The sequence below is a fragment of the Acidipila sp. EB88 genome, from assembly GCF_003858395.1.
Lineage (GTDB): Bacteria > Acidobacteriota > Terriglobia > Terriglobales > Acidobacteriaceae > EB88.
Genome location: NZ_QWEV01000005.1, coordinates 3,672,963 through 3,698,666, shown reverse-complemented (window position 1 = coordinate 3,698,666; position 25,704 = coordinate 3,672,963). Strand labels below are relative to the sequence as shown.

At 66.0% G+C, this 25,704-nt stretch carries 21 protein-coding genes and 1 pseudogene; 9 read left to right on the top strand and 13 right to left on the bottom strand.

What is annotated here, in order from left to right; translation table 11 throughout:
• The first annotated feature begins 17 nt into the window (after positions 1-17).
• A pseudogene (aroA, locus tag D1Y84_RS15620) lies at positions 18-1,360 on the top strand (3-phosphoshikimate 1-carboxyvinyltransferase).
• Positions 1,361-1,491: 131 nt separating this feature from the next.
• Here aroA and D1Y84_RS15615 read toward each other — a convergent pair.
• Together D1Y84_RS15615 and D1Y84_RS15610 are read right to left on the bottom strand one after the other, a co-directional pair.
• On the bottom strand, positions 1,492-2,139 hold the full coding sequence (locus D1Y84_RS15615) for a hypothetical protein (protein WP_124849513.1): 648 nt from the start codon (positions 2,137-2,139) through the stop codon (positions 1,492-1,494).
• 88 nt (positions 2,140-2,227) lie between these two features.
• Entirely contained in the window at positions 2,228-4,384 is a 2,157-nt protein-coding gene (locus D1Y84_RS15610; RefSeq protein ID WP_233581466.1) for a TolC family protein, read from the bottom strand.
• Positions 4,385-4,647: 263 nt separating this feature from the next.
• On the opposite strand from D1Y84_RS15610, the gene truA reads away from it, so the two are divergent.
• From truA to D1Y84_RS15580, 6 genes are all read left to right on the top strand, one after another.
• Positions 4,648-5,511 (top strand): tRNA pseudouridine(38-40) synthase TruA, encoded by an 864-nt coding sequence (gene truA / locus D1Y84_RS15605; RefSeq protein WP_124849511.1) that lies wholly within the window; start codon positions 4,648-4,650, stop codon positions 5,509-5,511.
• The gene (locus D1Y84_RS15600; protein WP_370245783.1) at positions 5,489-7,027 is read left to right on the top strand and encodes a M20/M25/M40 family metallo-hydrolase; all 1,539 of its coding nucleotides are present in this window, start codon (positions 5,489-5,491) and stop codon (positions 7,025-7,027) included. The genes truA and D1Y84_RS15600 overlap by 23 nt, the downstream gene beginning before the upstream one ends.
• A gap of 406 nt (positions 7,028-7,433) precedes the next feature.
• Positions 7,434-9,077 (top strand): amidohydrolase, encoded by a 1,644-nt coding sequence (locus tag D1Y84_RS15595; RefSeq protein ID WP_124849510.1) that lies wholly within the window; start codon positions 7,434-7,436, stop codon positions 9,075-9,077.
• Positions 9,077-10,018, top strand: coding sequence for a DMT family transporter (locus D1Y84_RS15590; protein ID WP_124849509.1), 942 nt, complete (start codon positions 9,077-9,079; stop codon positions 10,016-10,018). Before D1Y84_RS15595 ends, D1Y84_RS15590 begins: the two co-directional genes overlap by 1 nt.
• Before the next feature lie 249 nt (positions 10,019-10,267).
• On the top strand, positions 10,268-11,923 hold the full coding sequence (locus D1Y84_RS15585; protein WP_124849508.1) for a trypsin-like peptidase domain-containing protein: 1,656 nt from the start codon (positions 10,268-10,270) through the stop codon (positions 11,921-11,923).
• Positions 11,924-12,103: 180 nt separating this feature from the next.
• Positions 12,104-12,565, top strand: a complete 462-nt coding sequence (locus tag D1Y84_RS15580; RefSeq protein WP_124849507.1) for a peptidoglycan-binding domain-containing protein — start codon at positions 12,104-12,106, stop codon at positions 12,563-12,565.
• A 218-nt stretch (positions 12,566-12,783) separates the two neighbouring features.
• On the opposite strand, the gene lysA is transcribed toward D1Y84_RS15580, so the two are convergent.
• From lysA to thiD, 5 genes are all read right to left on the bottom strand, one after another.
• Positions 12,784-14,046 carry a diaminopimelate decarboxylase gene (gene lysA / locus D1Y84_RS15575; protein WP_255424386.1) on the bottom strand — a complete coding sequence of 421 codons (1,263 nt, stop codon included), beginning with the start codon at positions 14,044-14,046 and terminating at the stop codon, positions 12,784-12,786.
• Between the two features lie 92 nt (positions 14,047-14,138).
• Entirely contained in the window at positions 14,139-14,567 is a 429-nt protein-coding gene (locus D1Y84_RS15570; RefSeq protein ID WP_124849505.1) for a PspC domain-containing protein, read from the bottom strand.
• A 91-nt stretch (positions 14,568-14,658) separates the two neighbouring features.
• Complete coding sequence (locus tag D1Y84_RS18000) at positions 14,659-14,802, bottom strand: hypothetical protein (RefSeq protein ID WP_158615514.1); 144 nt, start codon at positions 14,800-14,802, stop codon at positions 14,659-14,661.
• On the bottom strand, positions 14,775-15,851 hold the full coding sequence (locus D1Y84_RS15565) for a hypothetical protein (protein ID WP_124849504.1): 1,077 nt from the start codon (positions 15,849-15,851) through the stop codon (positions 14,775-14,777). The genes D1Y84_RS18000 and D1Y84_RS15565 overlap by 28 nt, the downstream gene beginning before the upstream one ends.
• 86 nt (positions 15,852-15,937) lie before the next feature.
• On the bottom strand, positions 15,938-16,837 hold the full coding sequence (gene thiD / locus D1Y84_RS15560; protein WP_124849503.1) for a bifunctional hydroxymethylpyrimidine kinase/phosphomethylpyrimidine kinase: 900 nt from the start codon (positions 16,835-16,837) through the stop codon (positions 15,938-15,940).
• A gap of 193 nt (positions 16,838-17,030) precedes the next feature.
• On the opposite strand from thiD, the gene D1Y84_RS15555 reads away from it, so the two are divergent.
• On the top strand, positions 17,031-17,531 hold the full coding sequence (locus tag D1Y84_RS15555; protein WP_124849502.1) for a septal ring lytic transglycosylase RlpA family protein: 501 nt from the start codon (positions 17,031-17,033) through the stop codon (positions 17,529-17,531).
• Positions 17,528-18,280, top strand: a complete 753-nt coding sequence (gene pyrF, locus D1Y84_RS15550; protein ID WP_124849501.1) for an orotidine-5'-phosphate decarboxylase — start codon at positions 17,528-17,530, stop codon at positions 18,278-18,280. The genes D1Y84_RS15555 and pyrF overlap by 4 nt, the downstream gene beginning before the upstream one ends.
• Positions 18,281-18,386: 106 nt before the next feature.
• On the opposite strand, the gene D1Y84_RS15545 is transcribed toward pyrF, so the two are convergent.
• The 6 genes from D1Y84_RS15545 to dnaE all read right to left on the bottom strand — a co-directional run bounded on the left by D1Y84_RS15545 (position 18,387) and on the right by dnaE (position 25,643).
• On the bottom strand, positions 18,387-18,566 hold the full coding sequence (locus D1Y84_RS15545) for a hypothetical protein (RefSeq protein ID WP_124849500.1): 180 nt from the start codon (positions 18,564-18,566) through the stop codon (positions 18,387-18,389).
• Between the two features lie 116 nt (positions 18,567-18,682).
• Positions 18,683-18,940 carry a hypothetical protein gene (locus D1Y84_RS15540; protein WP_124849499.1) on the bottom strand — a complete coding sequence of 86 codons (258 nt, stop codon included), beginning with the start codon at positions 18,938-18,940 and terminating at the stop codon, positions 18,683-18,685.
• On the bottom strand, positions 18,937-19,803 hold the full coding sequence (locus D1Y84_RS15535; protein WP_124849498.1) for a hypothetical protein: 867 nt from the start codon (positions 19,801-19,803) through the stop codon (positions 18,937-18,939). The genes D1Y84_RS15540 and D1Y84_RS15535 overlap by 4 nt, the downstream gene beginning before the upstream one ends.
• 123 nt (positions 19,804-19,926) lie before the next feature.
• Positions 19,927-21,030, bottom strand: a complete 1,104-nt coding sequence (locus D1Y84_RS15530; protein ID WP_158615513.1) for a CPBP family intramembrane glutamic endopeptidase — start codon at positions 21,028-21,030, stop codon at positions 19,927-19,929.
• Between the two features lie 35 nt (positions 21,031-21,065).
• On the bottom strand, positions 21,066-21,986 hold the full coding sequence (locus D1Y84_RS15525) for an acetyl-CoA carboxylase carboxyltransferase subunit alpha (RefSeq protein WP_124849496.1): 921 nt from the start codon (positions 21,984-21,986) through the stop codon (positions 21,066-21,068).
• 129 nt (positions 21,987-22,115) lie between these two features.
• Entirely contained in the window at positions 22,116-25,643 is a 3,528-nt protein-coding gene (gene dnaE / locus D1Y84_RS15520; RefSeq protein WP_124849495.1) for a DNA polymerase III subunit alpha, read from the bottom strand.
• Between the last annotated feature and the right edge of the window lie 61 nt (positions 25,644-25,704).

Here is a 25,704-nt window from a genome sequence, read left to right as displayed (position 1 = left end):
AACGCACATCCGCTACGATGGAAAGGATTCCTTTACCCCGGAGCGACTTTTCCTTGCACGATTCCAACGCAACTCAGACTCAGCTGATCAAGCCCGCGCGCGGCATTCAGGGCAGCGTCCAGCTCCCCGGCGACAAGAGCATCTCCCACCGCTATGCGCTGCTCTCGGCCCTGGCCACGGGCACCACGCGCCTTTCCAACTTCTCCACCGGCGCCGATCCCTGGAGCTCGCTCGGTTGCAGCGAGGCACTGGGTGCGACCGTCACCAGGCAGGAGGGCGGCGTGGTCGAAATCACCGGCACCGGCGGCGTTCTGCGCGCCCCCTCAACGGCGCTCGACTGCGGCAACTCCGGCTCGACCATGCGCATGCTCGCCGGCCTGCTCGCGCCACAGCAGGGCACCTTCACGCTTATCGGCGATGCGTCCCTCACGCGCCGTCCCATGGAGCGCGTGCGCAAGCCGCTCGGGCCATGGGTGCCGAGATCTCGCTCACCGATGGCCACGCGCCCATGGTGATCAACGGCCGCGCGCTCCGCGCCACCGACTACACAACCCCTACGCCCAGCGCGCAGGTCAAGACCGCTGTTTTGTTCGCTGGTCTTCAGGCCGAGGGCACCACCATCCTGCGGGAATCGGTACGGACCCGCGACCATAGCGAGCTCGCCCTGCGCGCCTTCGGTGCCGAGCTCGAGCGCGACCTTGACTCCGTCACCATACGCGGCGGCCAGAAGCTCACCGGCATCGACGCCACCGTTCCAGGCGACCTGTCTTCCGCAGCCTTTTTCCTGTGCGCAACGCTGCTGTTCCCCGGTTCCTCGCTCGTCTTTGACCAGCTCAGCATGAACCCCACCCGCGCCACCCTGCTTGACGTGTGCACGGCGCTCGGCGGCCGGCTCAGCGTGCTCAACCTTGAAGAGCAGCACGGCGAACTCGTCGGCACCGTGCAGATGCACGCGCCCGAAGCCGGCATGCGCGGCACCGTGATCTCCGGCGGTCTGTCCGCACAGATCATCGACGAACTGCCGGTACTCGCCGCCATCGCCCCCTACACCGAGCAGGGCATCCGCATCCGCGACGCCAGGGAGCTGCGCGTCAAGGAGTCGGATCGCATCGCACTGGTCGCGCAGAACCTGCGCGCCATGGGCGCTGAAGTGGAAGAGTTCGAGGATGGACTGGATGTGCCCGGCGGCCAGACACTGCACGGCGCCGAGATCGACTCCGGTGGCGATCACCGCATCGCCATGGCCTTCTCGGTCGCAGCCCTGCGCGCGGAGGGCGACACCCTGATCAAGGGCTCCGAGTCCGCCGCCATCTCGTTTCCGGAGTTCTTCAACCTGCTCAACGCGGTGGCCATCCGCTAGCCGCTCCGCGCGGTGCGTGGCGCATCCCGGCCACGCACCGCAGCCCCACGACAATGCCGACCATGGGAGGAGTTTCCAGCACCCACTCCTCCCCAGGCCGTGAGCTTAGGTCGTGCTCTTAGGTCGTGCTCTTAGGGCTTGAGCTTCCAGATCACCGAGCTGCCGTTCAGGCTCCAGCCATCCCCCTGCCGCCCCAGCACAAAATACCGCCCATTGCTGGCCTTGGTATCCGGGGTCGACATCAGCCCCACCGCAACCAGCGCCTGCTTGTGGTCCGCAGAAAACGCCACCCGCGAAAAGTACACCAGCGACGTATAGCTCCAGCTCTGCGGGATATCCATGTCGGTCGTCAGGTGGTAGTTCAGCCGGCTGTTGAGCTTCGACGGCACCACCGAGCAGCGGTCGTTCACCTTGAGAAACTCGGCGCTGGTACTCGGCTGCAGTGCCGGCAGATCACGCTTCACGATCGCGAGCCGCGCCTCGGGCGTCTCCGTGCCGCGCAGCCCGTTGCAGCCGCCGATCGAGAGCTTGTTGCAGGCATCCGCCCCGCACGCAAACGTCGACGTCATCTCCGCCACCAGCGGCTGGCTCCCCGCGCCAATGGTGCTGGCCGCATCGAGCACCGCGGCATAGATCGCGCGCTCATCGGCCGCAACAGGATCAGCAGCAGCCCCCTGCTGGGCCCGGGCGAGCGCCGGCGCAAAACTGTTTGAGAGGCAGCCCAGGCAGAACAGGCCAACGCACACCGACGCGAAACGGGAAACACCGAGCAAACGCATATCTCAATCCTTGCACACCACGCCAAACCCCGGGGCAATCTACATCCGGTCCATGCCGAAGCTCAGCCCTGGCAGAACCCGGGCAAAGCTAGGGACGCGGACCAGGTGGCGGCTGCGGCCCAACCCTAGGCTGTGCCGGCGCAAGCGAAGCCGGCGCCTGCTGCTCCGGTGTCGCAGCCTCCAGCCCCGGAATCCGCGGCATCTGCGTCACCGTTCCTGTCACCGCATCCCCCAGGCTGATGCCGTACTTGTCCAGCGTATCCGCCAGGATGTTATCCAGTGCAGCCCGGTCCTTCGCATATGTCGCCCGCGCGTTGATGAAGTTATCCTGCGCCGTGGCCATGTTGCGCTCCTGCTGCAGCACACTGGCCGTGGTCGAAGCGCCCAGTTCCAGCTTGCGGCTCTCGGCCTTGAGGCTCTCCGCCGCATACTCGCGCGCCGCATCAGCCGAGGCCACCTGCGCGCGATCGTTGCGTAACGCATACTGCGAGTTGATCACCTGCATCCGCACCTGCACATACAACTGCTCCAGCCGCATCTGCTCCTGTCGGTACTCCAGCACCGAGCGCGCCTGCTCCGACTGTGCCTGGCGGTTGCGCAGCGGCACCGTCAGGGACAACCCCGCGCCCTTGTTCGGAGACGAGTTGTTGAACGTGTTCTGAAACACATCCCCGTACCCGACCTGCGGCAACCCGGCGCACGAGATCCCGAACGCGGCAGCCTGCGCACTTGCGCAGAGCGGGTTCACCTGGCCGCCGATCCCCGAGCCGCCATAGAAAGCAAACGCGTCCAGCGTCGGCAGCAGCCCGTTCTTCTCGCCCTTCAGCGTGATCTCGTCATTCTTCAGCGCCAGCAGCGCCTGCTCAATCTCCGGCCGGTTCGCCTCCGCCTGCCGCACCAGGTCATCCACCGGCATCGTCTCTTCCGGCGTCTCCGCAAGGTTCACGCGGTCGGTCGGCACCACGGGCGCGCTTGAAAACGCCGGGTCTTCCAGGTTGCGCGAAATCGCCTGCTTCATCACGAGCTGCTGATACTCCAGCGTGTTCTTGGCTGCGACCAGCGCCTGCTGGTCGCTCGCGGCAGCGCTCCTTGCATTCACCACGTCCAGCGGCGCCAGCGTGCCAATCTCCAGCTGCCTCTGGTCGTCGGCAGCCAGCCGCGAAGACTGGTCCAGAGCCCCCTGCTTGGCCTGCACATCCTCGTACGCGCTCACCAGGCCCCAGTAAATGTTCTCCACCTGGTTCACCGTGTACAACACCTGCTGGCGAAACGCCGAGTCGGAAACGCGCCGGTTATTCTTCGCCTGCACAATAAATCGCCCGTTGATCCCCGTGCCAAACCCGCGCAACAGGTGCTGCGTCAGTTGCAGATTGAACACGCTCTGCGTCGCCGGGCTGTAGGTCTGGAACGGGCTGTTCTGCGTGATGTAGTTGTTGTTCCACGAGAACTGCGCCTGCGTGCCGGTCAGAAAGCCCTGCGTGTAGGTGAAGTTGTACTGGTTCTCGTTCTGGTTCAGCCGGTCCGTGCCCGTGAACACCGTATTCAACTCCGGGGTAAACGAGCGCTGCAGTTCCACCAGCCCCGTCAGCACCGGGTCCAGCTGCTCCGGCAATGGTCCTCCCTGGTTGGTCGAGAGCGCCAGTCCTGAAGCACCGGCCGCCGCGCCGCCCGAACTCACACTGGTGCCGCCCGGGCCGCCGCCCGAGGAAAGCGACGCGGTCGCCGTGCCGATCGTCCCCGTCACCAGCCCCGCATTCACGCCCAGCAGTGTCGCTCCTGACCTCGCCCGCAACAGGTCCGTATCCGCGATGTCGAGGTTGTACCGCTGGATAGCGATATCGAAGTTGTTTTCCAGCGTCAGCGCCACGGCATCACTGAGGCTCAAGAACAGCCGCCCGTTCCGGATCAGGTCATTGAGCCGGGTGGTATTGGTGAAGCGCGGAGGCGTCGTCGTGGTCGCGGTATATGGGGCAAACGGGTGCGGGAAATAGCCTCTTGGCCGTTGGAAATCCCGATCATCCGGCCGCATAAAGAGAGGCTGCGTCGGGTTGGGACGCGGCTCTGTTGGTAGCCCTGCCGTGGTGTTGTCCGTGGAAGGCGCAGGCGGCGGCGTCTTGCCTTGCTGCCCCGTCGCGCCCGAAGCATTGTTCGCTCCTGAAGCCTGTGCCCCGGCGGGCAAAGCAGGTACGTTGCACATGGCGATGCCGAGAAATGCCAGGCCGATGACTCCGCGGGCGTCCAGCATCCCTCTACTCGCGCCATGCACGCCAGGCGTGCCGCGCTTCCCGCTCCACCATCTTCTGCTGCCTGGGTGCATCCGCGTCCTTTGGTGAGGGAGTTACCAGCGAACTGCCACAGCCGGGAACAGAACCGACCACGAAACTGCCGGCCCGGACGGCGCCACAACTCCCGTCCTGATCCGCCTCTGGCTGAAGTCACCCGCGAGTATAACCCAGCACTCCGCCCCGCCCATGCGCCTATCTTCCGTGCCTCCGGTACGCTGATCCTATGTCGCACGCAAGCCCTCCCTCCACCTGGAAGCTCACCCTCAGCTTCGACGGCAGTCCCTTCGCCGGCTGGCAGGTTCAGCCCGGCCGCCGCACGATACAGGGCGAACTGGTGAAGGCCCTGGCACGCGTCACCGGCGAGCGGACGCTGCCGCAGGGCTCGGGTCGAACCGACGCAGGCGTGCACGCGCTTGCACACGTCGCCTCGGTGTCGCTGCAGAGCCCCATCCCCGCCCACAGTCTCAGGCGCGCGCTCAACAATGTCCTGCCCGCGGCTATCCGGGTCACCGCGGCCGAGCTTGCCCTGCCCGGCTTCCACGCCCGGCACAGCGCGGTCCGCAAAACCTACGAGTACCGGGTCTTCCGCGGCAATCTCTGCCCGCCCTGGCTCGCGCCCTACGTGCTTCCCTATACCTTCAGGCTTCGCTTCGAGGCCCTGCAGCGTGCCGCCTCGCTGGTGCTGGGCACGCATGACTTTCGCTCCTTCCAGTCGCATGAGCCCGACCTGTCCACGCGCGTCGAAGCTGGCGGACGGCCGGCGCCGCCCACCACGCGCACCATGCACGAGTCTTTCTGGGAGCAGCCCGCCCCCGACCTGCTGGTCTACCGCGTCACCGGCTCCGGCTTTCTTCATCACATGGTGCGCAACCTCGTCGGCACCTTTCTCGACGCCGGGCGCTCCAGGATCGATCCCGAATCGATTCCCGGCATGCTCGCCGAGTGCTCACGCTCTGCTGCCGGCCCAACCGCGCCCGCCAGCGGCCTGTGGCTTCACTCCGTCGAGTACCCCGCCGGCAGCCTTCTGGCCGGGCAACAGGCAGCCCCGGCTCCCGGTGCTACGCTTGGGTACACCCCCGTTCCCTGACCGTGCGCCTGCCGCATGGGCCAGGGAAGCCGCCGATACGGGCGTGCCTCACGGACCACACACCTCGATGATCACCTCAGCTTTCAGCCAGGTCGGACAGATCGCCTCGCAGCGCAGCGTGCATGCTGCCCTGGCCTGGCTGCACCTCCACGAGCAGCAGATCATGCGCTGGCAGCTCGAGTGCGTCGCCATCCCGGCTCCCCCGTTCGCCGAGTCTGCCAGGGCTGCCTGGATCGCGGCCCGTTTTGAAGCCCTTGGGCTCGCCGACGTGCATCAGGACGAAGCCGGCAATGTCCTTGGCGTGCTCAACCCCGCTCCACCCATAGCCGACCCTGCTGCCCTGCCAGGCCAGCCGCCCGTGATCCTGCTCTCCGCCCACATGGACACCGTGTTCCCCGGGCACACGCCGCTCGACCCCGTGCTCACCGGCACCCGCCTGCGCGCGCCCGGCGCCTGCGACAACGGAGCCGGCCTCGCCGCCCTGTTCGCCGTGGCCGCGGCCCTGCGCCACGCGGCCATCGCGCCCCGCTGCCGCATCGTCTTCCTCGGCAACGTGGGCGAAGAAGGCGAGGGCGATCTCCGCGGCATCCGGCACATCTACGCCCAGCCGCACTGGCGTGCCAACATCGCCGCACACCTGGTGCTCGACGGCGCCGGCCAGACCATCGCCGTCACCGAGGCGTTGGGCAGCCGCAGGTTCGAGGTCCTCGTGACCGGCGCCGGCGGCCACTCCTGGACCGACGCCGCGCGCCCCAACCCCATCGTCGCCCTGAGCGAGGCCATCACGCGCCTCCGCAGCAAACAAACCAGCCTCTCGTCCTCCGCGGAGCCGGCAGCAAAAACCAACGGCCACAAGGGCCGCGATCACGCCCGCCCCAAAACACGCACCACCTGGAGCATCGGCACCATCGAGGGCGGCTCCTCCGTCAACGCGATCCCCGCAACTGCCACCGGCCGCTTCGACCTTCGCTCCACCGACGCCGCCGAACTGCTCCACCTAGAGGTCGAGCTGCACCGCGCAGTGGAAGACGCAGTGATCGCCGCCAACCGTGGCTGCCCCGCCGAGCACACGCTGCGCTTCTCCATCCGCAACATTGGCGACCGGCCCGCCGGCGCACTACCCGAAGATGCGCGCATCCTGCTGCTGCTGCGCGCGGTGGACCGCCACCTCGGGCTGCGCACCGAGCTGCGCACCGCCTCCACGGACGCCAACATCCCGCTCGCGCTCGGCGTCGAGGCAATCAGCCTCGGAGCCGGTGGCGCAGGCGGCGGCATCCACACCACCGCCGAGTGGTTCGACGGGCGCGGCCGCGATGTGGGCCTGCGGCGCATCCTGCTGCTGGTGCTCGCCCTGGCCAACTGCGACGCTGACTCTCCGCACGAACCGGACGAACCAGGCCATCTGGATCATCTCGACGAACCTGACGAGGACCAGCTCAGCAACCACAACCCCGGCCACGCCGTGGAAAACACGCCGACCGACAGCCTTCCGCAAGACCCCGCCGCGGAGCTCTAACCAGCGCCCCGCCGCCTCACACACCCGCCGTCCCGACAACACAATCAGCGCAAGCGAACGTCGTGCAAATCGCCAGGCACCTTGAAGCCGCGCACACACATACTCACCGCCCTGCGCCCCGCCAACCGATGGACATCGGTCGCGCAAACCTTAAAACGTCTTCGCACTGCCTACGCGCACACAGCTCCTCAGCAGGACAACCAGCCAACACCAGCATTCCCGCAAACCCTGAGCGGTGTGACGCTCGCCTGCGCACACCCACCGCCAGGCACCCAGACCCGCCAAAACCCCGCGCATCCCGCAAGGCTCCAAGCAACTTCGCGCCTGCCGAGCGCAGCCTCCGTCGGCGCTCTCACCGGCCTGAACGCCCCGCCGACGCCACAAACCCGGCTGGTACACTCGCCCGGTGACTCCCTCCTTGCTGTTCCACAATGGCCGCATCCTCACCGGCGAATCCCTGCTTACAGCCTCCCCGCGCATCGTCTCTGCTCTCCTGGTACGCGACGGCCTCGTAGCCGCCACCGGCCACGCTGACGACCTGCGTGCGCTCGCTACCCCGGGTACCCTCGAAATCGATCTCCACCACGCCTTCTGCATGCCCGGCTTCAACGACGCGCACCTGCACCTCGGCGAGGGCGCACGCCAGCGGCGCGAAGTGGACCTGGCCGGTGCCGCCTCGCTCGACGAGGCACTCGCCCGCATCGCCCGCGCCGCGGCCATCGCTCCGGCCGGCGCCTGGCTCACCGGCGGTGGCTGGGATGAGCACCTCTGGCTCGGCGCCACGCTGCCCACCCGGCACGATCTGGATCGCGTGACCCGCGGCCATCCCGCCGTATTCGCCCGGATTGACGTCCACCTTGCTGTCGCCAACTCCGCCGCCCTGCGCCTCGGCAACGTCGACCGCCACACCATCGCGCCGACAGGCTCCACCATCGACCACGACCCCTCCGGCGAGCCCACCGGCATCCTGCGGGAGCGGCCCGCCCGTGCGCTGGTCGAGCAGCACATGCCCGCACCCACTGCCGGGGCGCGCGCCGACGCTCTGCGCGCCGTCCTCGCCGAGGCCCTGCGCTGGGGCGTCACCTCCGTGCAGGACAACTCCACCGACGAGGATTTTGCCGCCCTCTGCGCCCTCCATGCTGCCGGTGAGCTGCCAGTGCGCATCAGCGAGTGGCTGCCATTCGACGCGCCCCTTGCGGACCTGCAGCTCCGCCGCGACCGCGCCCCGCAGGACCGCTTTCTGCGCACCACCATGCTCAAGGCGTTCCTGGACGGCTCGCTTGGCTCCCGCACCGCCGCCATGCTCGAGCCTTACGCCGACGCCCCCGGCGTCACGGGCCTGCCCTTCTACACGGCGCAGCGCCTGGAGGCACTCGCGCTTGAGCGCGCCGCGGCAGGGTTTCAGCTGGGTTTCCACGCCATCGGCGACCACGCCCTGGCCCTCGCACTCGACGCCTTCGAAGCCGTGCGTGCCCAGCATCACGCCGCGCCCGGCGCTTTCCCGCCGATCACGGCCCGCTCTCGCGTCGAGCACGCGCAGACAGCCTCCCCGTCCGACTTCCAACGCACCTCCGCCGCCGGAGCCATCGCGTCCATGCAGCCCAATCACCTGCTCAGCGACCTTCGCTGGGTCGGCGCACGCCTGGGCCCCGGGCGCTCTGCCCGCGCCTATGCCTGGCGGTCGTTTCTGGACGCGGGCGCCGTGCTCGCCTTCGGCACCGACTTTCCCGTCGAGCCCCTCAATCCCTTCCGCGGCCTCTACGCGACCCTTACCCGCCGGCCGGAACAGGGTGGCGACGCCTTCCACCCGGAACAGTGCCTCACCATCGCCGAGGCCCTTTATGCCGCGACCCAGGGGAGCGCCTACGCCGAGGGGTCCGAGAGCTGGAAAGGCATGTTGGTCCCCGGCCATGTCGCCGACTTCGTGGTGCTCGATCGCGACCCGCTCACCGCCACCCCACTCGAGATCCTCCACACCGAGGTCGTCCGCACAGTCATCGGCGGACAGACGCGCTACCAGCGCCCCGACCCCGCCGAGCCGCGCTGCTGATGCCGGGCCCGAAGATCTCCCGCACCACCACCGCACACCTGCTGCTGCTTTTCGTGGTACTCGTCTGGGGCAGCACCTTTGTGCTGGTCAAGGCCGCCTTGCAGGATGTCTCTCCCCTGCTCTTCAACCTCATGCGCATGTGCCTCGCCGCCGCGCTGCTGCTGGCGCTGTATCGCCGGCATCTCCGGGCGATCACCTGGCCAACCCTGTCCGTCGGCGCGCTCGCCGGCGTGCTGCTGGCCGGCGGTTACCAATTCCAGACAGCCGGCCTGCAACACATCCCCCCGGCCCGGTCCGCTTTCCTCACCGGCCTCATCGTGATCTTCGTCCCATTCCTTTCGCTGAGCCGCCACCTGCGCGTTCCCGGCGCTGCCCCGCCACGCGCCGGGGCATTCGCGGGTGCGGCCCTCGGCTTCCTCGGCCTGGCACTCTTGGCCATCCCGGCCGGGCAGCCATGGGCCCTGGCCTCGCTCGGCCGCGGCGACCTGCTCACCCTTGCCTGCGCCTTCTGCTTCGCGCTGCACCTGCTTTGCCTCGCCCACGGCTCACGACACGTTCCCTTCCAGTCCCTCGCCGCCGTGCAGATCACCACCGCCGCCCTCCTGATGGCCGCGACCCTGCCCATCTTCGAGCCACACCCGGTCTTCCACGCCACGCCCCGTTTTCTGCTTGCCTGGCTCGTCTCTGCCACGCTCGCCACCGCCGCCGCCTTCGCCATCCAGAGCTGGGCGCAGGCCTTCCTGCCCGCCAGCCACACCGCGCTCATCCTGGCGCTCGAGCCGGTGTTTGCTGCGGCCACCTCGTTCGTCGTGCTCGGCGAGCGGCTGGAGGGCCGGGCGCTTGCCGGCGCTGCCCTGGTGCTCGCCGCCATCCTGCTTTCCGAGCTCTTTCCCTCCGGCGGCGTGCAGCCCACCGCGCATGAGGCCGCCCCGCTCCTGTGACCGGTGCACCCACCCGCAGCACCATCAAAGTGCACCGGACACTTTCCGCGAGACACTTGCCGGCACCAAGCGTCTAAACACGGCAGAGGGACAAGCACACACCCCACCCGGTGCATACAAACTGGCATCAGTACACTAGGAGAGCCACAGTACGCGCGGGTCATGGCCTACCGCGCACAAGAGAACCGGCTTGCACACGCTTTGCACGCACGCTGCGCCATTTATGAAAGGTACGAGGATAGACCCGAGATGAAATCTCCGATCCACTGGTTCCGGATCCGCCGCCTGGCATCCGCCTTCACCATCCTGACCACGCTTTCCGCCGGCATTCTGATCGGCTCCGTGGTAGCCCACGGCGTTCATGGCCAGGACAAGACCGTCGACACGCGCGACGCTACCCCGCTCCGCGTGCCCGATCCAAAGATTCTTTCGACCACCTTCACGCAGATCGCCAAGGAAGTGGGTCCCGCCGTGGTCAACATCAACACGGAAACCCTGCCCAAGGAAGCAGCAACCGCCCGTCGCGGAGGCCGCGGACACGCCATGCCCCAGCCCCAGGCACCTGAAGACGGTCAGGGCGGCGACGATGATGACAATGGTGGCGGCGACGACAGCCAGGGCGGCCCCAGCGGCGGCATGCAGGACTTCCTCAACCGCTTCTTCGGCGGCGTCCCCGGCCAGGGCGGCGCGCAGCAGGACCAGGAACGCCGGGCTCTCGGCTCGGGCTTCATCGTGGACGGGCGCGGCTACATCGTGACCAACAACCACGTCGTCGACAAGGCTGACCGTATCTACGTCAAGCTCACCACCGATCCTGAAAACGACCAGGGCCACCGCGCCACAGTCATTGGCGTCGACAAGGATACCGACCTCGCCGTGATCAAGATCGACGTCCCCGGCAAGACGCTGCCCACGGTCAAGCTCGGCAACTCCGACTCCGCCCAGGTAGGCGACTGGGTCGAGGCCATTGGCTCGCCCTTTGACCTGTCCCAGACCGTCACGGCCGGCATCATCTCCGCCAAGAACCGCACCATCGACCAGGGCGTCGCTGGCCAGTTCCAGCACTTCATCCAGACCGACGCCGCCATCAACCCCGGCAACTCCGGCGGCCCGCTGCTCAACATGGCCGGCGAGGTCGTCGGCGTCAACACCGCGATCTTCACCCAGTCCAACGGCTACATGGGCATCGGTTTCGCCATGCCGTCCAGCACCGTGGTGAGCGTCTACAACCAGCTCATCGGGCCTGATCACAAGGTGATCCGCGGTTCCATCGGCATCTCCTTCCAGCCCACCCTGCCCGCCGCCGTGGCCAAGATGTACGGCGCCAGCAATGGCGTCCTGATCAGCGCGGTGACCCCGGGCGGCCCGGCAGACAAGGCTGGCCTCAAGCCCAACGACGTCATCGTGTCGGTCGACGGAGCAGCCGTCAAGGGTGGCAATGACCTGGTCGAAAACATCTCGCCCCGTCACCCCGGCTCTACCGTCAGCGTCGGCTACATGCGCAACGGTCAGAAGATGACCGCCACCGTCGGCATCGCGGATCGCCTCACCACGGCGGCTGCCCTGCAGGGCACCCCTGAGACCGAGAACGGTCCCAACGCGCCCGCCCCGAGCGCTTCGCAGAGCAAGCTTGGCCTCACCGTGGCCGACCTGCCCTCCAACGCCCCGTCCGGGTTCCATGGCGTGGTGGTGCAGGCCGTCAAGGCCGGTTCCTTCGCGGATGAACTCAACCCGGCCATCGGGCCAGGCCTCATCATCGAGTCCATCAACCGCAAACCGATCCACAACAAGGCCGAGTTCGACGCCATCGCCGCCACCCTCAAGTCGGGCGACGACGTGGTCTTCGAGGTCGCCTACCCCCGCGGTGGACGCGGTACCAGCCTCACCGGCGGTACCCTGCCATAACCGCCAAGCACCAGTAGGGCGTCCTGGCAGTTTCATCCGGGCGCCCTGCCGGTGCATATACCACTTTGGTTCCGGTTACCGGAATGCCGAACGCAAAAGTTGATTCGGGTTGCGCTATGGCGGCCATCCACGTAGCCTTACCTAACAACAAGCACGCACCCTTCGTTCTGAGGTTCATGCATGGTTCTTCGCTCCACACAGTGTCTTGGTCTGGCTTTCCTGCTGGCTGTTACGCCGGCGCTTGCTTCGCGTTCGCACCGTCTCGTGAGCTTCGCTCACAAAAAGTCGGCGCATGGTCGCCATCAAGCCGCTGCAGCGCCGCACTGGACCCCCGGGCAACGCGAGATTGATCCCGACCGTACCCGTGCTATCCAGACCGCGCTGATCAGCAAGAGCTATCTGGCCGGCGAGCCTTCCGGCAGCTGGGACTCCGAGACCGAAGCCGCCATGCAGAAGTTTCAGGGCGACAACGGCTGGCAGACCAAGCTCATGCCTGACTCCCGCGCCCTGATCAAGCTGGGTCTTGGCCCCAACGGCGCCGGCGGTTCAGCCGTGGCGCTTGGCGGCAATAACAATGGCGCTTCCGTGCAACAGGCCACCGGCTCTGACACGCTGGCTGCCGCGCACTCAATCCTGAACTAACCCCTTTTTCGCAGAAACGGGCCGCCCCTGGGGCGGCCCGTTTCTGTTTCTGCGAGTACCTGTGCAGCGCTCCGCGCTGAACGCCGGACCCCGCCCGGCACGCCAATCCCTCGTGCAGCGCCCCGAAGGCCGGGCCAACCGATGCGGAAGAACCTGCCTCACTTCCCACCCTGCATGCCTTGAGGTTGCCGTCTACCGAGCCAGCCCGAGAGCGCCTTCTAAACCCGCTCCATCTTCAGCAGATCAGCTATGCTTTCCCGCTTGCGCACCAGCCTTGCTTTCTTCCCCTCGATCATGACCTCCGCAGGCCGCGGCCGGGTGTTGTAGTTCGAAGCCAGCGACATCCCGTACGCCCCGGCATCCAGGATCGCCAGCAAATCCCCTGCTTCCACCGCGGCAAGCTCCCGGTCCCGCGCGAAGAAGTCCCCGCTCTCGCACACCGGTCCGACCACGTCCACCACTGCCGTCTTCTGCTCCCGGCGCGGCGCGGCCACCGGTTCGATCGCATGGTGCGCACCGTACAGCGACGGGCGGATCAGGTCGTTCATCCCTGCATCCGTGATCACAAACCGCTTCGCACCGTTCTGCTTGGTGTACAGCACCTCCGTCAGCAGTGCCCCGGCCTGTGCCACCAGGAACCGACCCGGCTCAAGCAGCAGCTCCAGCCGCCCACCCAGGCTGCCCAGCGAACCGCGCAGCGTCGTCGCATACTCCAGCACGCGCGCCTCCGGGTCCCAGCTCGTGCCCTCGTCATACTCAATCCCCAGCCCGCCGCCGAGGTCCAGCGAGCGCAAATGGTCGCCGTCCTGCTCCAATTCGGCAGCCAGCGCCGCAACCCTCTCCGCGGCTGCGCCAAATGGTCCTGCCTCGCGAATCTGCGAGCCGATATGTACGCTCACGCCGCTGGCCTCGAGCCAGCGCATCCCGCGCGCCCTGGCATACAGTGCGCGCGCCTCGGAGATGGCGATGCCGAACTTGTGCGCGCTCAGCCCTGTCGAAATATAGGGGTGCGTCTCCGCAAACACGTCCGGGTTCACCCGCAATGCAAACCGGGCCTTGCGCCGCTGCTTCGCCGCACGTTCCGCCAGCAGCTCCAGCTCGCCCTCGCTCTCCACGTTGAAGATGCGAATGCCGCTGCGCAGCGCAAGGTCCAGCTCCGGCGCTGTTTTCCCGACACCCGAAAACACCACCCGCGCTGCCGCCGCCTTCTTGACCGCAAGCACCCGCTCTAGCTCGCCGCCCGAGACGATGTCGAATCCCGCTCCCTGATCCGCAAGCAGCTTCAGGATCGCCAGTGACGAGTTTGCCTTGACCGAGTAGCAGACCAGGTGTGGCTGGTCTGCAAAAGCGCGTGCGAACATGCGAAAGCGCGCCAGGATGGCGTCGGCCGAGTACACGTACAGCGGCGTGCCCCACTTGGCCGCCAACTCTGGCAGCTTCACGGGACCACAGTGCAGGGAATCTTTCGATCGGGGGCGCACAAAGGGACGAACAGGCGTAAGAGCAGCAGACCGGGAAACACTCACTCCCTGAGCCTAGCTGCCCTCCGCCCGATGCACAAGCTGCACGGCGCCTAGGAGCCGGCTGGTGGTGGAACCACCGTGGTCGTGCTGGCCGGCAGCGCCCATGGCTCCTCCGGCATCACCAGCCAGAACACCACGTACGCCACCACGCCTGCGCCGCTCGAGAACAGCGCGATCAGCACCGTCAGCACCCGCACCCAGGTCAGCTCCCAGTGGTAGTGCTGCGCCAGCCCGGCGCACACCCCGGCTACCATGCGCTGCGCACGCGGACGCTGCAAGCGCGTCAAGGGATCCCCGATGGGCGGCGCGTACTGCCCCGTGGCTGGCCCGTACTGGGCGCTCCAGTTTGCCCCCTGCGGCGGCGCATAACCGCTCGCATAGCCGCTCCCCGCGCCCTCTGCTACCGCCACCGGCGCCCCACACGCTGAGCAGAACCGCGCTCCATCTGCCAGTACTGATCCGCATCGTCCACAAAACATCGCAGCAGCTCCTTCCAAACCTCACGGCCCGTTCCTGCCAGGTCACGTACCAGCAGATACGCAGAATACCCCCGCGCGGTTCCCGCCGATGTCAGGAGTCGCTGTACGGTTTCCGCATCAGCTTGCGCGCCTCGGTTCCCTGCACGGTGTCGCCGCCCAGCTCGGCAGCTTCCTGGTAACTCTGCGTGGCGCGCGCATGGTCGTGCATTAGGTCGTACGATTTGCCTGCAGCCACCAGGCATCGCTGCCGCAGCTCCGTACTCGACGTGGGCGAAGCCGCCGCACTCCGGTACGCCTCCGCTGCCTGCCCGTACATGCGCTGCCCCCGCAGCGTGTCGCCCAGCCCGAAGTAGCAAAGCTCCAGGTGCACCCCGTGAAAGTGCTGCGGCTGCCGCGCCTCCGCCAGCACACGCTGGTAGTCGGCAACGGCCGCGGGCGCGTCGCCAGCATCCTTGTGCAGGTTGGCAAGCTCCAGCTGGAACAGGTAGTTCCGGGATACTGCGTAGCCAGTGCCTGCGCCACGGCTTCCGCCTCCACATACCGGGCTTCGCGGCGCAGAAACAGCATCATGCAGGTGCGCGCATCTACCGACGTCAGCACCCCGTCACTCGCTGCGATCTTGAGCATCTGCATGCCCTTGTCCTTCGATCCCGAGATCCCCGCGATGCCGATCAGCAGCCGAAACGTAAACGGCAGCGCCCCCACCACGTACTCGTAATTGCCCACCACCAGGTTGGCGTCCGCATATTGCGGGTCTAGTTTGAGCACCTGCTCCTCGTCACCCTTGGCACTGATCGCCAGCTTCAACGCCGACGGAAACGCCCGCTGTGCCAGCCCGGTGTAGGCAGCCAGCAGCGCATGCGCCCAACCGCGCGCGTACAGCGCGTCCACGTTCTTGGCGTCCTTCGCCAGCACAGCATCGGCCTCGTCGCTGGCCTGCTGCGCAAGCGTGCGGATCTGGTCCCGCACCGCCGGGTTCTCACTCACCACGTGCTTGCCTGTCAAAAAGCCGTCATTCGCATAAAACGTGGTGTCCAGCAGGTCAAGCCGGTTCAGCTCGCGAAACACCACCACGTACAGCACGTAGTCCGTGGCGAGCGGCACACCCGCGTGGGCCGCCCGCACCCGCTCAAACTCCACCAGCGCCTGGTCGTAATCCATCGCGTAAAACGTTGCGAGCCCTGCCTGCACCGGCGCGCTCCGGTTCAGGGCGGCCGTGCTGACCTGCTGTACCGGCAGCACCGTGGCCGCGTGCGCCAGCATCCCGGCGGAGCAGAGCGCCAACGCGCACAACCCGCCCCACTTCGCCTTGCTCCCCAAATCCAGCCCCCAGCTCGGCGCCTGTTCCTGGGCCGAAGCATCGCTCTGCTCTACTCTGACGAAACGTTCGCCGGGTAAGTCGCCAGCCCCGGGCCTCTTCCGAACAAATGATGCAGCGGTCCGCGCCCGCGCCCGATCGGATACGCCGCGAGCATCGCTTCCCGCACATACTGCTTCGCTTCGCTGCTTGCCGCCTCCAGCGTATCGCCCCGGACCAGCCCGCACAGCAACGCCGAAGACAAAGCACAGCCCGTCCCATGCGTCGCGCGCGTGTGCACCCTGTCTGCGCGAAGCCACCGGCCGGTCTGCTCCCCCTGGCACAGCAGGTAGTCTTCCGACACCGCGTTGTTCTCAAGGTCCCCGCCCGTCACCAGCACCCCACTCCACCTGCCTGGCCGTACCCGCCGCAGCACGGCGTCGGCTGCCTCCTCCACGCCCGTGCGCCCACGGAAAACCTGCCCGCATAGCTCCGCGGCCTCCTGCGCATTCGGCGTCGCCACCGTGCACAGCGGCAGCAGGCGTTCGCGCAACTGCTCCACGCCTGCCTCGTCCAGCAGCGCCGCACCCGAGCTCGACCGGAGAACAGGATCCAGCACCACCGGCAACTCCGGGCGGCTGCCGGAGTATCGCGCAAGCCACTCGGTCACGGCGGCAACCACCGCGGCGCTGCCCAGCATGCCGATCTTGACCCCGGCAATCTCCACGTCCGCGGCCAGGCATTCCAGCATATCGGCAAGCAGGCCCGGCCGAACCATCTCCGCCCCGCGCACCCCTTGTGTCGACTGCACCGTCAACGCGGTCGGCGCCGCCACCCCGAACAGCCCAAAGGCTGCGAAAACTTTCAGATCCGCGGTAACCCCCGCCCCGGACGAAGGATCGAAGCCCGCGATCGAAAGCACCACGGGCGGTGCCTCGTTGGAACCGCCGCCCGGACTGGGAAGAACTTGCATACCACTAACCCTACAAGGGCCCTCTGCCACTGCGCAGATTGCCGATAAGGAATAACTACACCGTCGGGAAGGAAGTGCCCAATTGACAAACAACTGCTGTTTCGGTCCAAATACACCCTTGAAAGCGTCTTCTAAGTAGCCGCTGTCCTTTGACTTACGCGAATTCATCTGGTTGAATTGAGTGCGGAGAGATATGACAACAAAGACAACACAGCAGAACCAGCGCCGGCGTCGCATTTCCACCTATGCAGCGATCAGCTTCGTTGGTCTACTCGGGCTTTCCAGCGCCAATGTTGCCAAGTCTGCCAAGGCACCCACCGCGCCGGGCACCGGGCAGTCAGAAACTCCCAAAAAGCATTGGTACCAGGTAGGACGAGCTTCGTGGTACGGGGGTGGCTTTCAGGGTCAACCTACCGCCAGCGGCGAAAACTACAACATGACCGACCTGACCTGCGCGCACCGCAGTCTTCCCCTGGGAACACTGATCCGTGTGACCAACCTGGTTAATCACAAATCGGTTGTAGTGCGCGTCAATGACCGCGGGCCATTCCTGGCCAGCCGGGTCGTCGACCTTTCCTATGCGGCAGCACACTTCCTCGGGTTCAGCGGCACCACCGCCGTCCGCCTGGACGTGTTGAATCACGGTGCCGAGGTCGCAGACGCCCGCAGCCCCCAGCCGCTTCCCGGCCACTGATTCTGCAGCAGCCTCCAAACCAGTTCCATCCCGAGCGCGAGCGACTGATCCTCGCGCTTGACTTCCCCTCCGCTACCGCCTGTTTTGGCTTCCTGGACCATCTCCAGCAGGATCTCCCCGTCGACGTCCGCCTGCGCTGGGTCAAGGTCGGCCTGGAGCTCTTTCTGGCCGAAGGCGCACCCCTGCTTTCCCGCCTGCGCGCCCAGGGTTACCAGGTCTTTCTTGACCTCAAACTCCACGACATCCCCAACACCGTCGCCGGTGCCATCCGTTCCGTGCTGCCCTCCGGGCCGGCATTGCTCACCGTGCATGCCTGCGGCGGTCCGGCTATGCTGGCCGCCGCGGCCCGCGCAGCCGCAGGCAGCGCCACCCGGCTGCTGGCCGTTACGGTGCTCACCAGCATGGACGCCGCGCAGCTCGCAGCCACCGGCGTCGCCGCCAGCCCGTCTGACCAGGTGAGCCTGCTGGCCGGCATGGCCGCCGCCCAGGGCATCTCCGGGTTCGTCTGCTCGCCGCGAGAGTCGGAACAGCTGCGACAGCTGCTCCCCACAGCACACCTGGTTACCCCCGGCATTCGCCCGACAGGCGCCGCCCTGGACGACCAGCAACGCCACAGCACCCCGGCACAGGCACTGCGCAGTGGAGCCACTCAGTTGGTCATCGGCCGGCCCATTACGGAAGCCGCCAACCCCGCAGCCGCGTACCTCGCCATCCTCGACGAGATGGCCGGCACCCAGCCCGCCCCGTAGGCTCTCCGATCGCGCGCAACAGCAAAGAGGCCCGGCTTTCGCCGGGCCTTTTGTTCTCTCAAGCCCACAGGGCCGATTGAAGTTGGCTGGATATCTCTGTAGCGAACTACAGCTTCTCGTGAAACTCACATGCGGAGCAGGAGATATACACTCCGCCCGGCGTCCCGCGCTCGCGATCCTTCACGCGCTTTACGATGCGGGTCGGCTTGCTGCACTTCGGGCAATCGGTGCTCTTCGTCGTATCCATGACCTTCTTACGGTCAGCAGTCTTTGCAATCTTCGCCATGCTGTGTTGCTCCTCGGAAATGTGAACGGTGGGCGCTGCCTGCCGCCAAGCGCTCAACCAATAGGGAGCCCTGCCGCCATTCGAAACAAGCGCTTCTCCAACAGTTTACACGAGCGCTACTGCGATGGAGTGGTGTTCGGCTTCTGTGTCGGGAACTGTACCGGCTGCATGCTCGGCTGCTGAGAACTCTTGTCCGCCGGCAGGCTTTCCCCGGGCTTCCGCAGCGTGGGCGGGGCCGGCGCGGCGTTCTGTGCCGCGCGGTCCTCTTCCGTCTGATCGCCCAGCTTGATCACCCGCTCATTCCGTGCCGAGGCAGTCTCCATGCCACCCTGCGTGTGCCAGAAATCCCCCACCTCGTTGCTCGCGCGAATCACCGGGCTCTCCCCACGCGTGCCTCTTCCACCTGCGTCACCCGGTTCTGCTGCAATCGCACAAACTGTGTCGGCTCCGGTGGCGTGCCAAAAATCCATTCCTCAAACGGCATGCCCGCTGCCCGCTCCCGCACCTTCTGCAGGGGCGCCCCCAGCGCGTGCAACACCATGTCCGGGTCCATGCCAACCAGCACGTGATGCTCCAGGATCGCCTGCTTCAAAAATGGAGGCAGTGTCTCCACGTACGCCTCCAGTGGCGACTTCTCGCCGAATCCGATCACCGGCGCAATCAGCTCCTTCACCTCGTCGCCCGTCACGTTGGGCACGCCACCCGGAAACACCAGGGTGAGCCGCGATCCCGTCGGCTGCTCCCCGTTGTCACGCGCCACCGGACCCATCGCGCCGCCCGCGCCCACCTCTACATGACGCAGAAACTTGTGCGGAAGGTCGGGTCCACCATTGGTTTCCAGAATCAACCGGTCGTTCTTGAACAGGACCTTGGTGATCGTCACCCGCTCGCCCGGCCGCGCCGAGATCCCCTTGCTGTTCAGCTCCGCGACGTAATCCGATCCATTAGGCGTCAGCGGGCCATTCGCCACCAGCATCAGGCCCTTGCTCGCCAGCGGCAGCGGACGCATGGCGAATCCCTGCTCCGAGGCAAGGGTGCGCATCAGCCGCTCCTGAGTAACCGGGCCGGCATGCATCTTCGGCAGCTCCACGTGGGTGGGTTCAAACTTGAGAAAACGGCCTTCCACGGTCTCGGTCTTGACCGTAAATACCTGCGCCTCCGCCAGGCGCGGGAGCAACGAGGCAAGGCTGGCAACAAGGACCATGGCGGCCAGACGGCAGTATGTGAGCTTTTGCATGGGGCGCTCCACATCGAACGCAACCAGCATGCACCCCTTCTTGCCCGCGCGCAAGGTACCCGCGAGCCAGTGCACACAGTCCCATCAAAGTGGCCGGCTCGCCATATCTACAGCGCAGGCCGCTTAGAAACTGGAGTGGTCGTGATCTTCCCGGTCCGGATCCACAACCGGCGTGCCCGGCAGCAGCGAACTGCCCACCGCGGGTCCGATCTGCACCAGGTGAGTCCCCGCCAGGGGCTGGGCTGCCGTCGGTCCCATCGCCGCCGTGTGCTGGCGCTCCGCGGCGGCATCCACGTCCATCGGGATCCCGGCGCCCACGATCTCTTTCAATCCCCAGCGATGGCGCAGCTCGCGCGTCGCAATCGCCGCAACCACCAGCATTCCCAGCAGCACCAGGATCGCGACCGCTGAACCCTCCGGTCCGAAGCCCCCGCCCGTCAGCCACGCCGGTCCGCTCGTGTACGTCGTCCACAATGGCGAAAACCCGGTCAGCCCGCTCACCGGCAGGCCAAACAGCAGGGCCATGCTGCCGATCCAGGCAAAATGGAAGCCCCACCCAACCCACAGCGCGCGCGTCCTCAGGTACACCATCGCCAGCAGGAAGCCCAGCAACAGGGCCACCAGCAGGCTGCCCGGGCTCGCACCTACATTGGTGGAGCGGCTCAGCGCGAACAGCAGCGAAAGCAGGATGGTCGCTGCCGTGGTGCCGGCGCCTTCCATCGCGCGCTCAAACGGGTACCCGCGAAACAGCAGCTCGTCAGAAAGCGCAGCCAGCAGCAGTGTTGCGAGGTCCACCAGCAGAGCACCCAGCGCGCCCGGGTTCACCCGTCCGCCTGTCACCAGCAACCCGCCATACAGCGCAATCGGCAGCACGCAGCACACGATCGCAGCCCAGCCCAGCACCGCGCCCAGGCTCCACTCGCGAAGCAGCCCCGGCCGGACCGGCAGGCCAAGCCCGGTGAGCGGCGCGACGCTCCGTTGGCTCAGCGCACTCATCCCAAGGAACCCCGCCACCAGCAGGCACACAAAGAAAAGCCGCTGCACCAGCGGCAGAAATGGGCCCACCGCGATTGCGAACGCGAACTGCGCAGCCAGGTGCCTGGCGAAGATCGCGTACAAACCCGCCAGCGCAAACCATGCCAGCGCTCGGAACCGGTGTCCATTCGCAGACACTCCACCCGCGATCCCCGGCCTCCCGTTATGACCACGCACATGCGGATCAACCATGGGCATCCATGTCGATTTCAGCAGTGCGCGACCGGTCAGCCCTCATAGAACTGCGCCATGTTGCGGAACTTGGTATACCGCGCGGCGAGCAGCGCATCCGTCCCGAGGGCTTCCAGCGCCTGGAGGTTCTCGGCGATTTTGTCGGCCAGCAGCGCCGCGGCTTCTTCCGGCTGCTCGTGCGCCCCGCCCTGCGGTTCGGCCACGATCTCGTCAATGCAGCCCAGCGCCAGCGCATCCGGCGCCGTGGCCCGCAACGCTTCCGCCGCCTGCGCCCGCTTGCTCGCGTCGCGCCACATGATCGAAGCGCACGCCTCAGGCGAAATCACCGAGTAGATCGACTTTTCCAGCATCAGCACGCGATCCGTCACCGCCAGGGCCAGCGCTCCGCCCGAGCCGCCTTCACCCGTGATCACGGCAATCGTCGGCACGCGCAGACGCGACATCTCGCGAAGGTTCCGCGCAATCGCCTCGGCCTGTCCGCGCTCTTCCGCGCCCAGTCCAGGGTTCGCCCCCATCAGGTCGATCAGCGTAATCACCGGGCGGTGAAACTTCTCCGCCAGCTTCATCGCGCGCAGCGCTTTGCGGTAGCCTTCCGGGTCCGGCATGCCAAAGCGATGCGCCACCTTTTCCTTGGTGGTGCGCCCCTTCACATTGGCAATCACCATCACCTCCGCGCCACGAAAGCGCGCAAAGCCGCAGCGGATCGCGGGGTCGTCGCCGAACGACCGGTCGCCGTGGATCTCGGCAAAGTCGGCAAACATCTGTTCCAGGAAGAACACCGGGTCCGGCCGCTGCGGGTGTCGCGCCAGCTCCGTCTTGGCCCAGCGCTCAAGCACCACACCGCCGGTCGCAGAAGCTCCCTCGGCTGCGGAGGCCGTGGAGTGGGCGCCAGCCAAAGCTGCCGACGGAGTGCTCTTGGGTGCGTTCTTTTTGGTTTCCACCATTGCTGCGGTCATTCTCTCCCGCACTGCCACGGTCCCCGCGCAGTGCCGCTCGGCATATCCGGTGATTGTAGGCTGCGTACCGGCGCCAGTCCACGCCTGCGGCAAGCGCATTCCAAGCAGCCACGGCAGCGACAGCGCCTGCTAGTCCATCACCTGCACCGCTCCACGCCCCAGCAGTGTCTCGGCGCGATCGATAAACGCGCGGTCCGCCGTGACCTGGAAGCCGGCAGGCTCCAGCACCACGCAGTACTCGCCCCTTTGTTCCAGCGAAAGCAGCACGCGGCCCGGCCCCGGCGCCGCGTCCATCATGGTATGCAGCGCACGCAGAAGCCCATCGCTCGCCATCTCCAGTTGCACCTTGATGCGCAGGTTCTTGGGCAGTCGCACCTTGAGCTCTTCAATCGGCTGGATCGACGAAAGACACAGCTTGTTGGCCGCGTCCTCTTCCGCGCGCAGCGACCCGCGCACCACCACCGGCACCTCGATCTTGAGGCTCTCGGCAAGTTGCGCATAATCCTTCGGGAAACAGATCAGGTCGATCTTGCCGACCGTGTCTTCCAGCTGGGCCTGCGCATACAACTCGCCCGACCGCTTGGACTTGGCCACCTTGAGCCCCACGATGACGCCCGCAATCTGCACCTCGCCCTCCGACCGCTCCCCACGACGCGTCGGCGGTGGCGAAGGCTTCATCTCGAGCGCGGTCGAGGTGTCCACGATCCCGGGCAGGTTGCTGAGCTTGTCCGCGTACTTATCCAGCGGGTGACCCGACACAAAAAAGCCCAGCACTTCCTTTTCCGACTGCAACCGCTCATTTTCATCCCAGTCCGGGATGTTCGGCAGCTGGTCGGCAGCAGCACTATGCACCGGATGGTCGTCAAAGATCCCGAACAGCCCATGCTGTCCGCTGGCAAGGTCGCGCTGCGCTTTCTGCGCGCGCTCAATCGCCTTGTCGGCGGCAGCCATCAACTGCGAGCGGCGGCCAAACGAATCCAGAGCGCCCGCCTTGATCAGCGACTCCAGCACCCGCTTGTTCATCAGGCGCAGATCGACCTTCTCGCAGAACTCCCAGTACGACTGGAAGGCCTTGCCCCCTGCCGTCAGTTCATCGCGCACCAACAGGATCGAGTCAATAGCATTGCGGCCAACGTTCTTGATCGCGGTCAGCCCGAAGCGGATCGCGGCGCCCGCCTCGGTCGTGTTCGGTGTAAAGTTGGCGCCACTCAAACGCACATCCGGCGGTTCCACCGCGATGCCCAGCTCACGGCACTCCTTGATGTACTTCACCACGTTCTCAGGCTTGGAGATTTCCGACGTCAGCAGCGCCGCCATGAACTCCACCGGGTGATGCGTCTTGAGATACGCCGTGTGGTACGCCAGCAACGCGTACGCCGCGGAGTGCGACTTGTTGAAGCCGTACCCGGCAAACTGCTCCATCAGGTCGAAGACCCTGGTGACCACATCCTTGGGAAACTTCTTTTCCGCCGCGCCCGACACAAAGCGCGCCCGCTGCTTGGTCATCTCCTCGAGATTCTTCTTACCCATCGCGCGGCGCAGCAAATCCGCCTCGCCCAGCGAGTAGCCCGCGACCGCATTCGCGATCTGCATCACCTGCTCCTGGTACACGATGACGCCCAGCGTCTCCTTCAGAATCGACTCCATCGGCGGCAGGTCATACTCCACCTTGCGACGGCCCCACTTGCGTTCAATAAAGTCGTCGATCATGCCGCCCTGGATCGGGCCCGGCCGGTACAGCGCGTTCAACGCTGTCAGATCCTCCACCGAGGTCGGCTTGTAGCGGCGCAGCACATCGCGCATGCCGCCTGATTCGAACTGAAACACACCCGACGTCAGCGCCCGGTGAAACACCTTCTCGTACGTCTCCTGATCGTCGAGCGGGATCGTCTCGAGATCCACAACCACGCCGCTCTTCTTCAACAGTTTCAGGCAGTCGTCGATCACCGTGAGCGTGGTCAGCCCCAGGAAGTCCATCTTGAGCAGCCCGAGCTTCTCAATGGCCTTCATGTCATACGCAGTCACGATTTCTTCGTTCTTCGATCGCGAAAGCGGCACCAGGTCCGTCAACGGTCGCGGCGCAATCACCACGCCCGCCGCATGCACACCCGCCCCGCGCACCAGCCCCTCGAGCCGCAGCGCGGTGTCGATCACCTCGCGCATCTGCGGATCTTTGTCGTACGCCTCCTGCAACTGCGCCGAGTCCTTCAACGCCTGCGAAAGCGTAATGCCGATCGTCGGCGGAATCATCTTGGCAATGCGATCCACGTCACCATACGGCAGGTCCAGCGCACGGCCCACGTCCTTGATCGCCGCCTTCGCCGCCATGGTGTTGAACGTGATGATCTGCGCGACCTGCTCGCGGCCATACTTGCGCGTCACGTAGTCAATGACTTCGCCGCGCCGGTTCATGTCGAAGTCAATATCGATATCGGGCATGGACACGCGTTCGGGATTCAGAAAACGCTCAAACAGCAACGCATTCTGCAGCGGATCAATATTGGTGATCTCCATCACGTACGCCACCAGCGAACCGGCAGCAGACCCACGGCCCGGGCCGACCGGAATATCCTGCTCACGCGCGTAGCGAATGAAATCCCACACGATCAGGAAGTAGCCGGGGAACTTCATCGCCTTGATGCACTCGATCTCGCGCTCAAGCCGGGCGTGATAATCCGAGATCGGCTGGCGCAGCAGCCCCTTGTCCTGCAAATGCCGTACCGCCGTATCCATGCGCTTGCGAAAGCCTTCGCGGCACACCTGCTCGAAGTACGAATCGATAGTGTGGCCAGCGGGAACAGCAAACTCCGGGAACGGGTTCTCGACCTTGTTCAGCTTGAGCGAGCAGCGCTCGGCGAACTGCATCGTGCGGCTCACCACCTGCGGCGCATGCGAGAACACCTGCTCCATCTCCGCTGCGGTCTTTACATAGAACTGGTCCGAGTCGAACTTGAAGCGTTTCGGGTCGTGGATCGAGCCCGCGGTCTGCACGCACAGCAGCACCTCGTGCGCATGGTGATCGTCCTCGCACAGATAGTGGCTGTCATTGGTCGCAACCAGCGGAATGTCCATTTCCTTCTCGAGCCGGAACAGGTCCGCATGAATCTTCTTCTCGAGCTCGAGCCCCTGGTCCTGGATCTCCAGGAAGAAGTTGCCGCGCCCGAAAATATCCTGGTACTGCGAGGCGGTACGCTTCGCACCCTCGTAGTTGTCCTTCATCAGGTGCTGCGACAACTCGCCCGCAAGGCAGCCTGAAAAACCCACCAGCCCTGAAGCATGCTCCGCCAGGTACTTCTTGGAAATACGCGGCTTGCGATAAAAGCCGTGCAGCGAAGCCTCGGACGTGATGCGCACGAGGTTGCGGTAGCCTTCCTCGTTCTCGGCCAGCACCAGCAGGTGGTTGTAGTCATCCCCCTGCGGATCCGCGCGATGATCTTCCTTCTGGCACACGTACAGCTCGCAGCCCAGGATCGGCTTGATCCCCTGCTTCTTCGCGGCCTCGAAAAAGTGCACCGCGCCGTAAATGTTGCCGTGATCCGTGATCGCGACCGAGGTCTGCCCGATGTCCTGCACGCGCTTGACGAGCTTGTCGACGTCGCACGCGCCATCAAGAAGGGAGAAGTCGGTATGGAGGTGCAGGTGAGTGAATTCAGCCATGGGACTTCCCTATTTTAGCTCTGCCGGCATGGGCAGCCCCGACCCGCAATCCCCACGCACC

Excerpts from the sequence above, each read along its gene's own strand:
- D1Y84_RS15615 (WP_124849513.1), bottom strand. The coding sequence starts at position 2,139 with ATGCGTTTGCTCGGTGTTTCCCGTTTCGCGTCGGTGTGCGTTGGCCTG.
- D1Y84_RS15610 (WP_233581466.1), bottom strand. The coding sequence starts at position 4,384 with ATGCTGGACGCCCGCGGAGTCATCGGCCTGGCATTTCTCGGCATCGCC.
- truA (WP_124849511.1), top strand. The coding sequence starts at position 4,648 with ATGTCGCACGCAAGCCCTCCCTCCACCTGGAAGCTCACCCTCAGCTTC.
- D1Y84_RS15590 (WP_124849509.1), top strand. The coding sequence starts at position 9,077 with ATGCCGGGCCCGAAGATCTCCCGCACCACCACCGCACACCTGCTGCTG.
- D1Y84_RS15585 (WP_124849508.1), top strand. The coding sequence starts at position 10,268 with ATGAAATCTCCGATCCACTGGTTCCGGATCCGCCGCCTGGCATCCGCC.
- D1Y84_RS15580 (WP_124849507.1), top strand. The coding sequence starts at position 12,104 with ATGGTTCTTCGCTCCACACAGTGTCTTGGTCTGGCTTTCCTGCTGGCT.
- D1Y84_RS15570 (WP_124849505.1), bottom strand. The coding sequence starts at position 14,567 with ATGTTTTGTGGACGATGCGGATCAGTACTGGCAGATGGAGCGCGGTTC.
- thiD (WP_124849503.1), bottom strand. The coding sequence starts at position 16,837 with ATGCAAGTTCTTCCCAGTCCGGGCGGCGGTTCCAACGAGGCACCGCCC.
- D1Y84_RS15555 (WP_124849502.1), top strand. The coding sequence starts at position 17,031 with ATGACAACAAAGACAACACAGCAGAACCAGCGCCGGCGTCGCATTTCC.
- D1Y84_RS15545 (WP_124849500.1), bottom strand. The coding sequence starts at position 18,566 with ATGGCGAAGATTGCAAAGACTGCTGACCGTAAGAAGGTCATGGATACG.
- D1Y84_RS15535 (WP_124849498.1), bottom strand. The coding sequence starts at position 19,803 with ATGCAAAAGCTCACATACTGCCGTCTGGCCGCCATGGTCCTTGTTGCC.
- D1Y84_RS15530 (WP_158615513.1), bottom strand. The coding sequence starts at position 21,030 with ATGGTTGATCCGCATGTGCGTGGTCATAACGGGAGGCCGGGGATCGCG.
- D1Y84_RS15525 (WP_124849496.1), bottom strand. The coding sequence starts at position 21,986 with ATGACCGCAGCAATGGTGGAAACCAAAAAGAACGCACCCAAGAGCACT.
- dnaE (WP_124849495.1), bottom strand. The coding sequence starts at position 25,643 with ATGGCTGAATTCACTCACCTGCACCTCCATACCGACTTCTCCCTTCTT.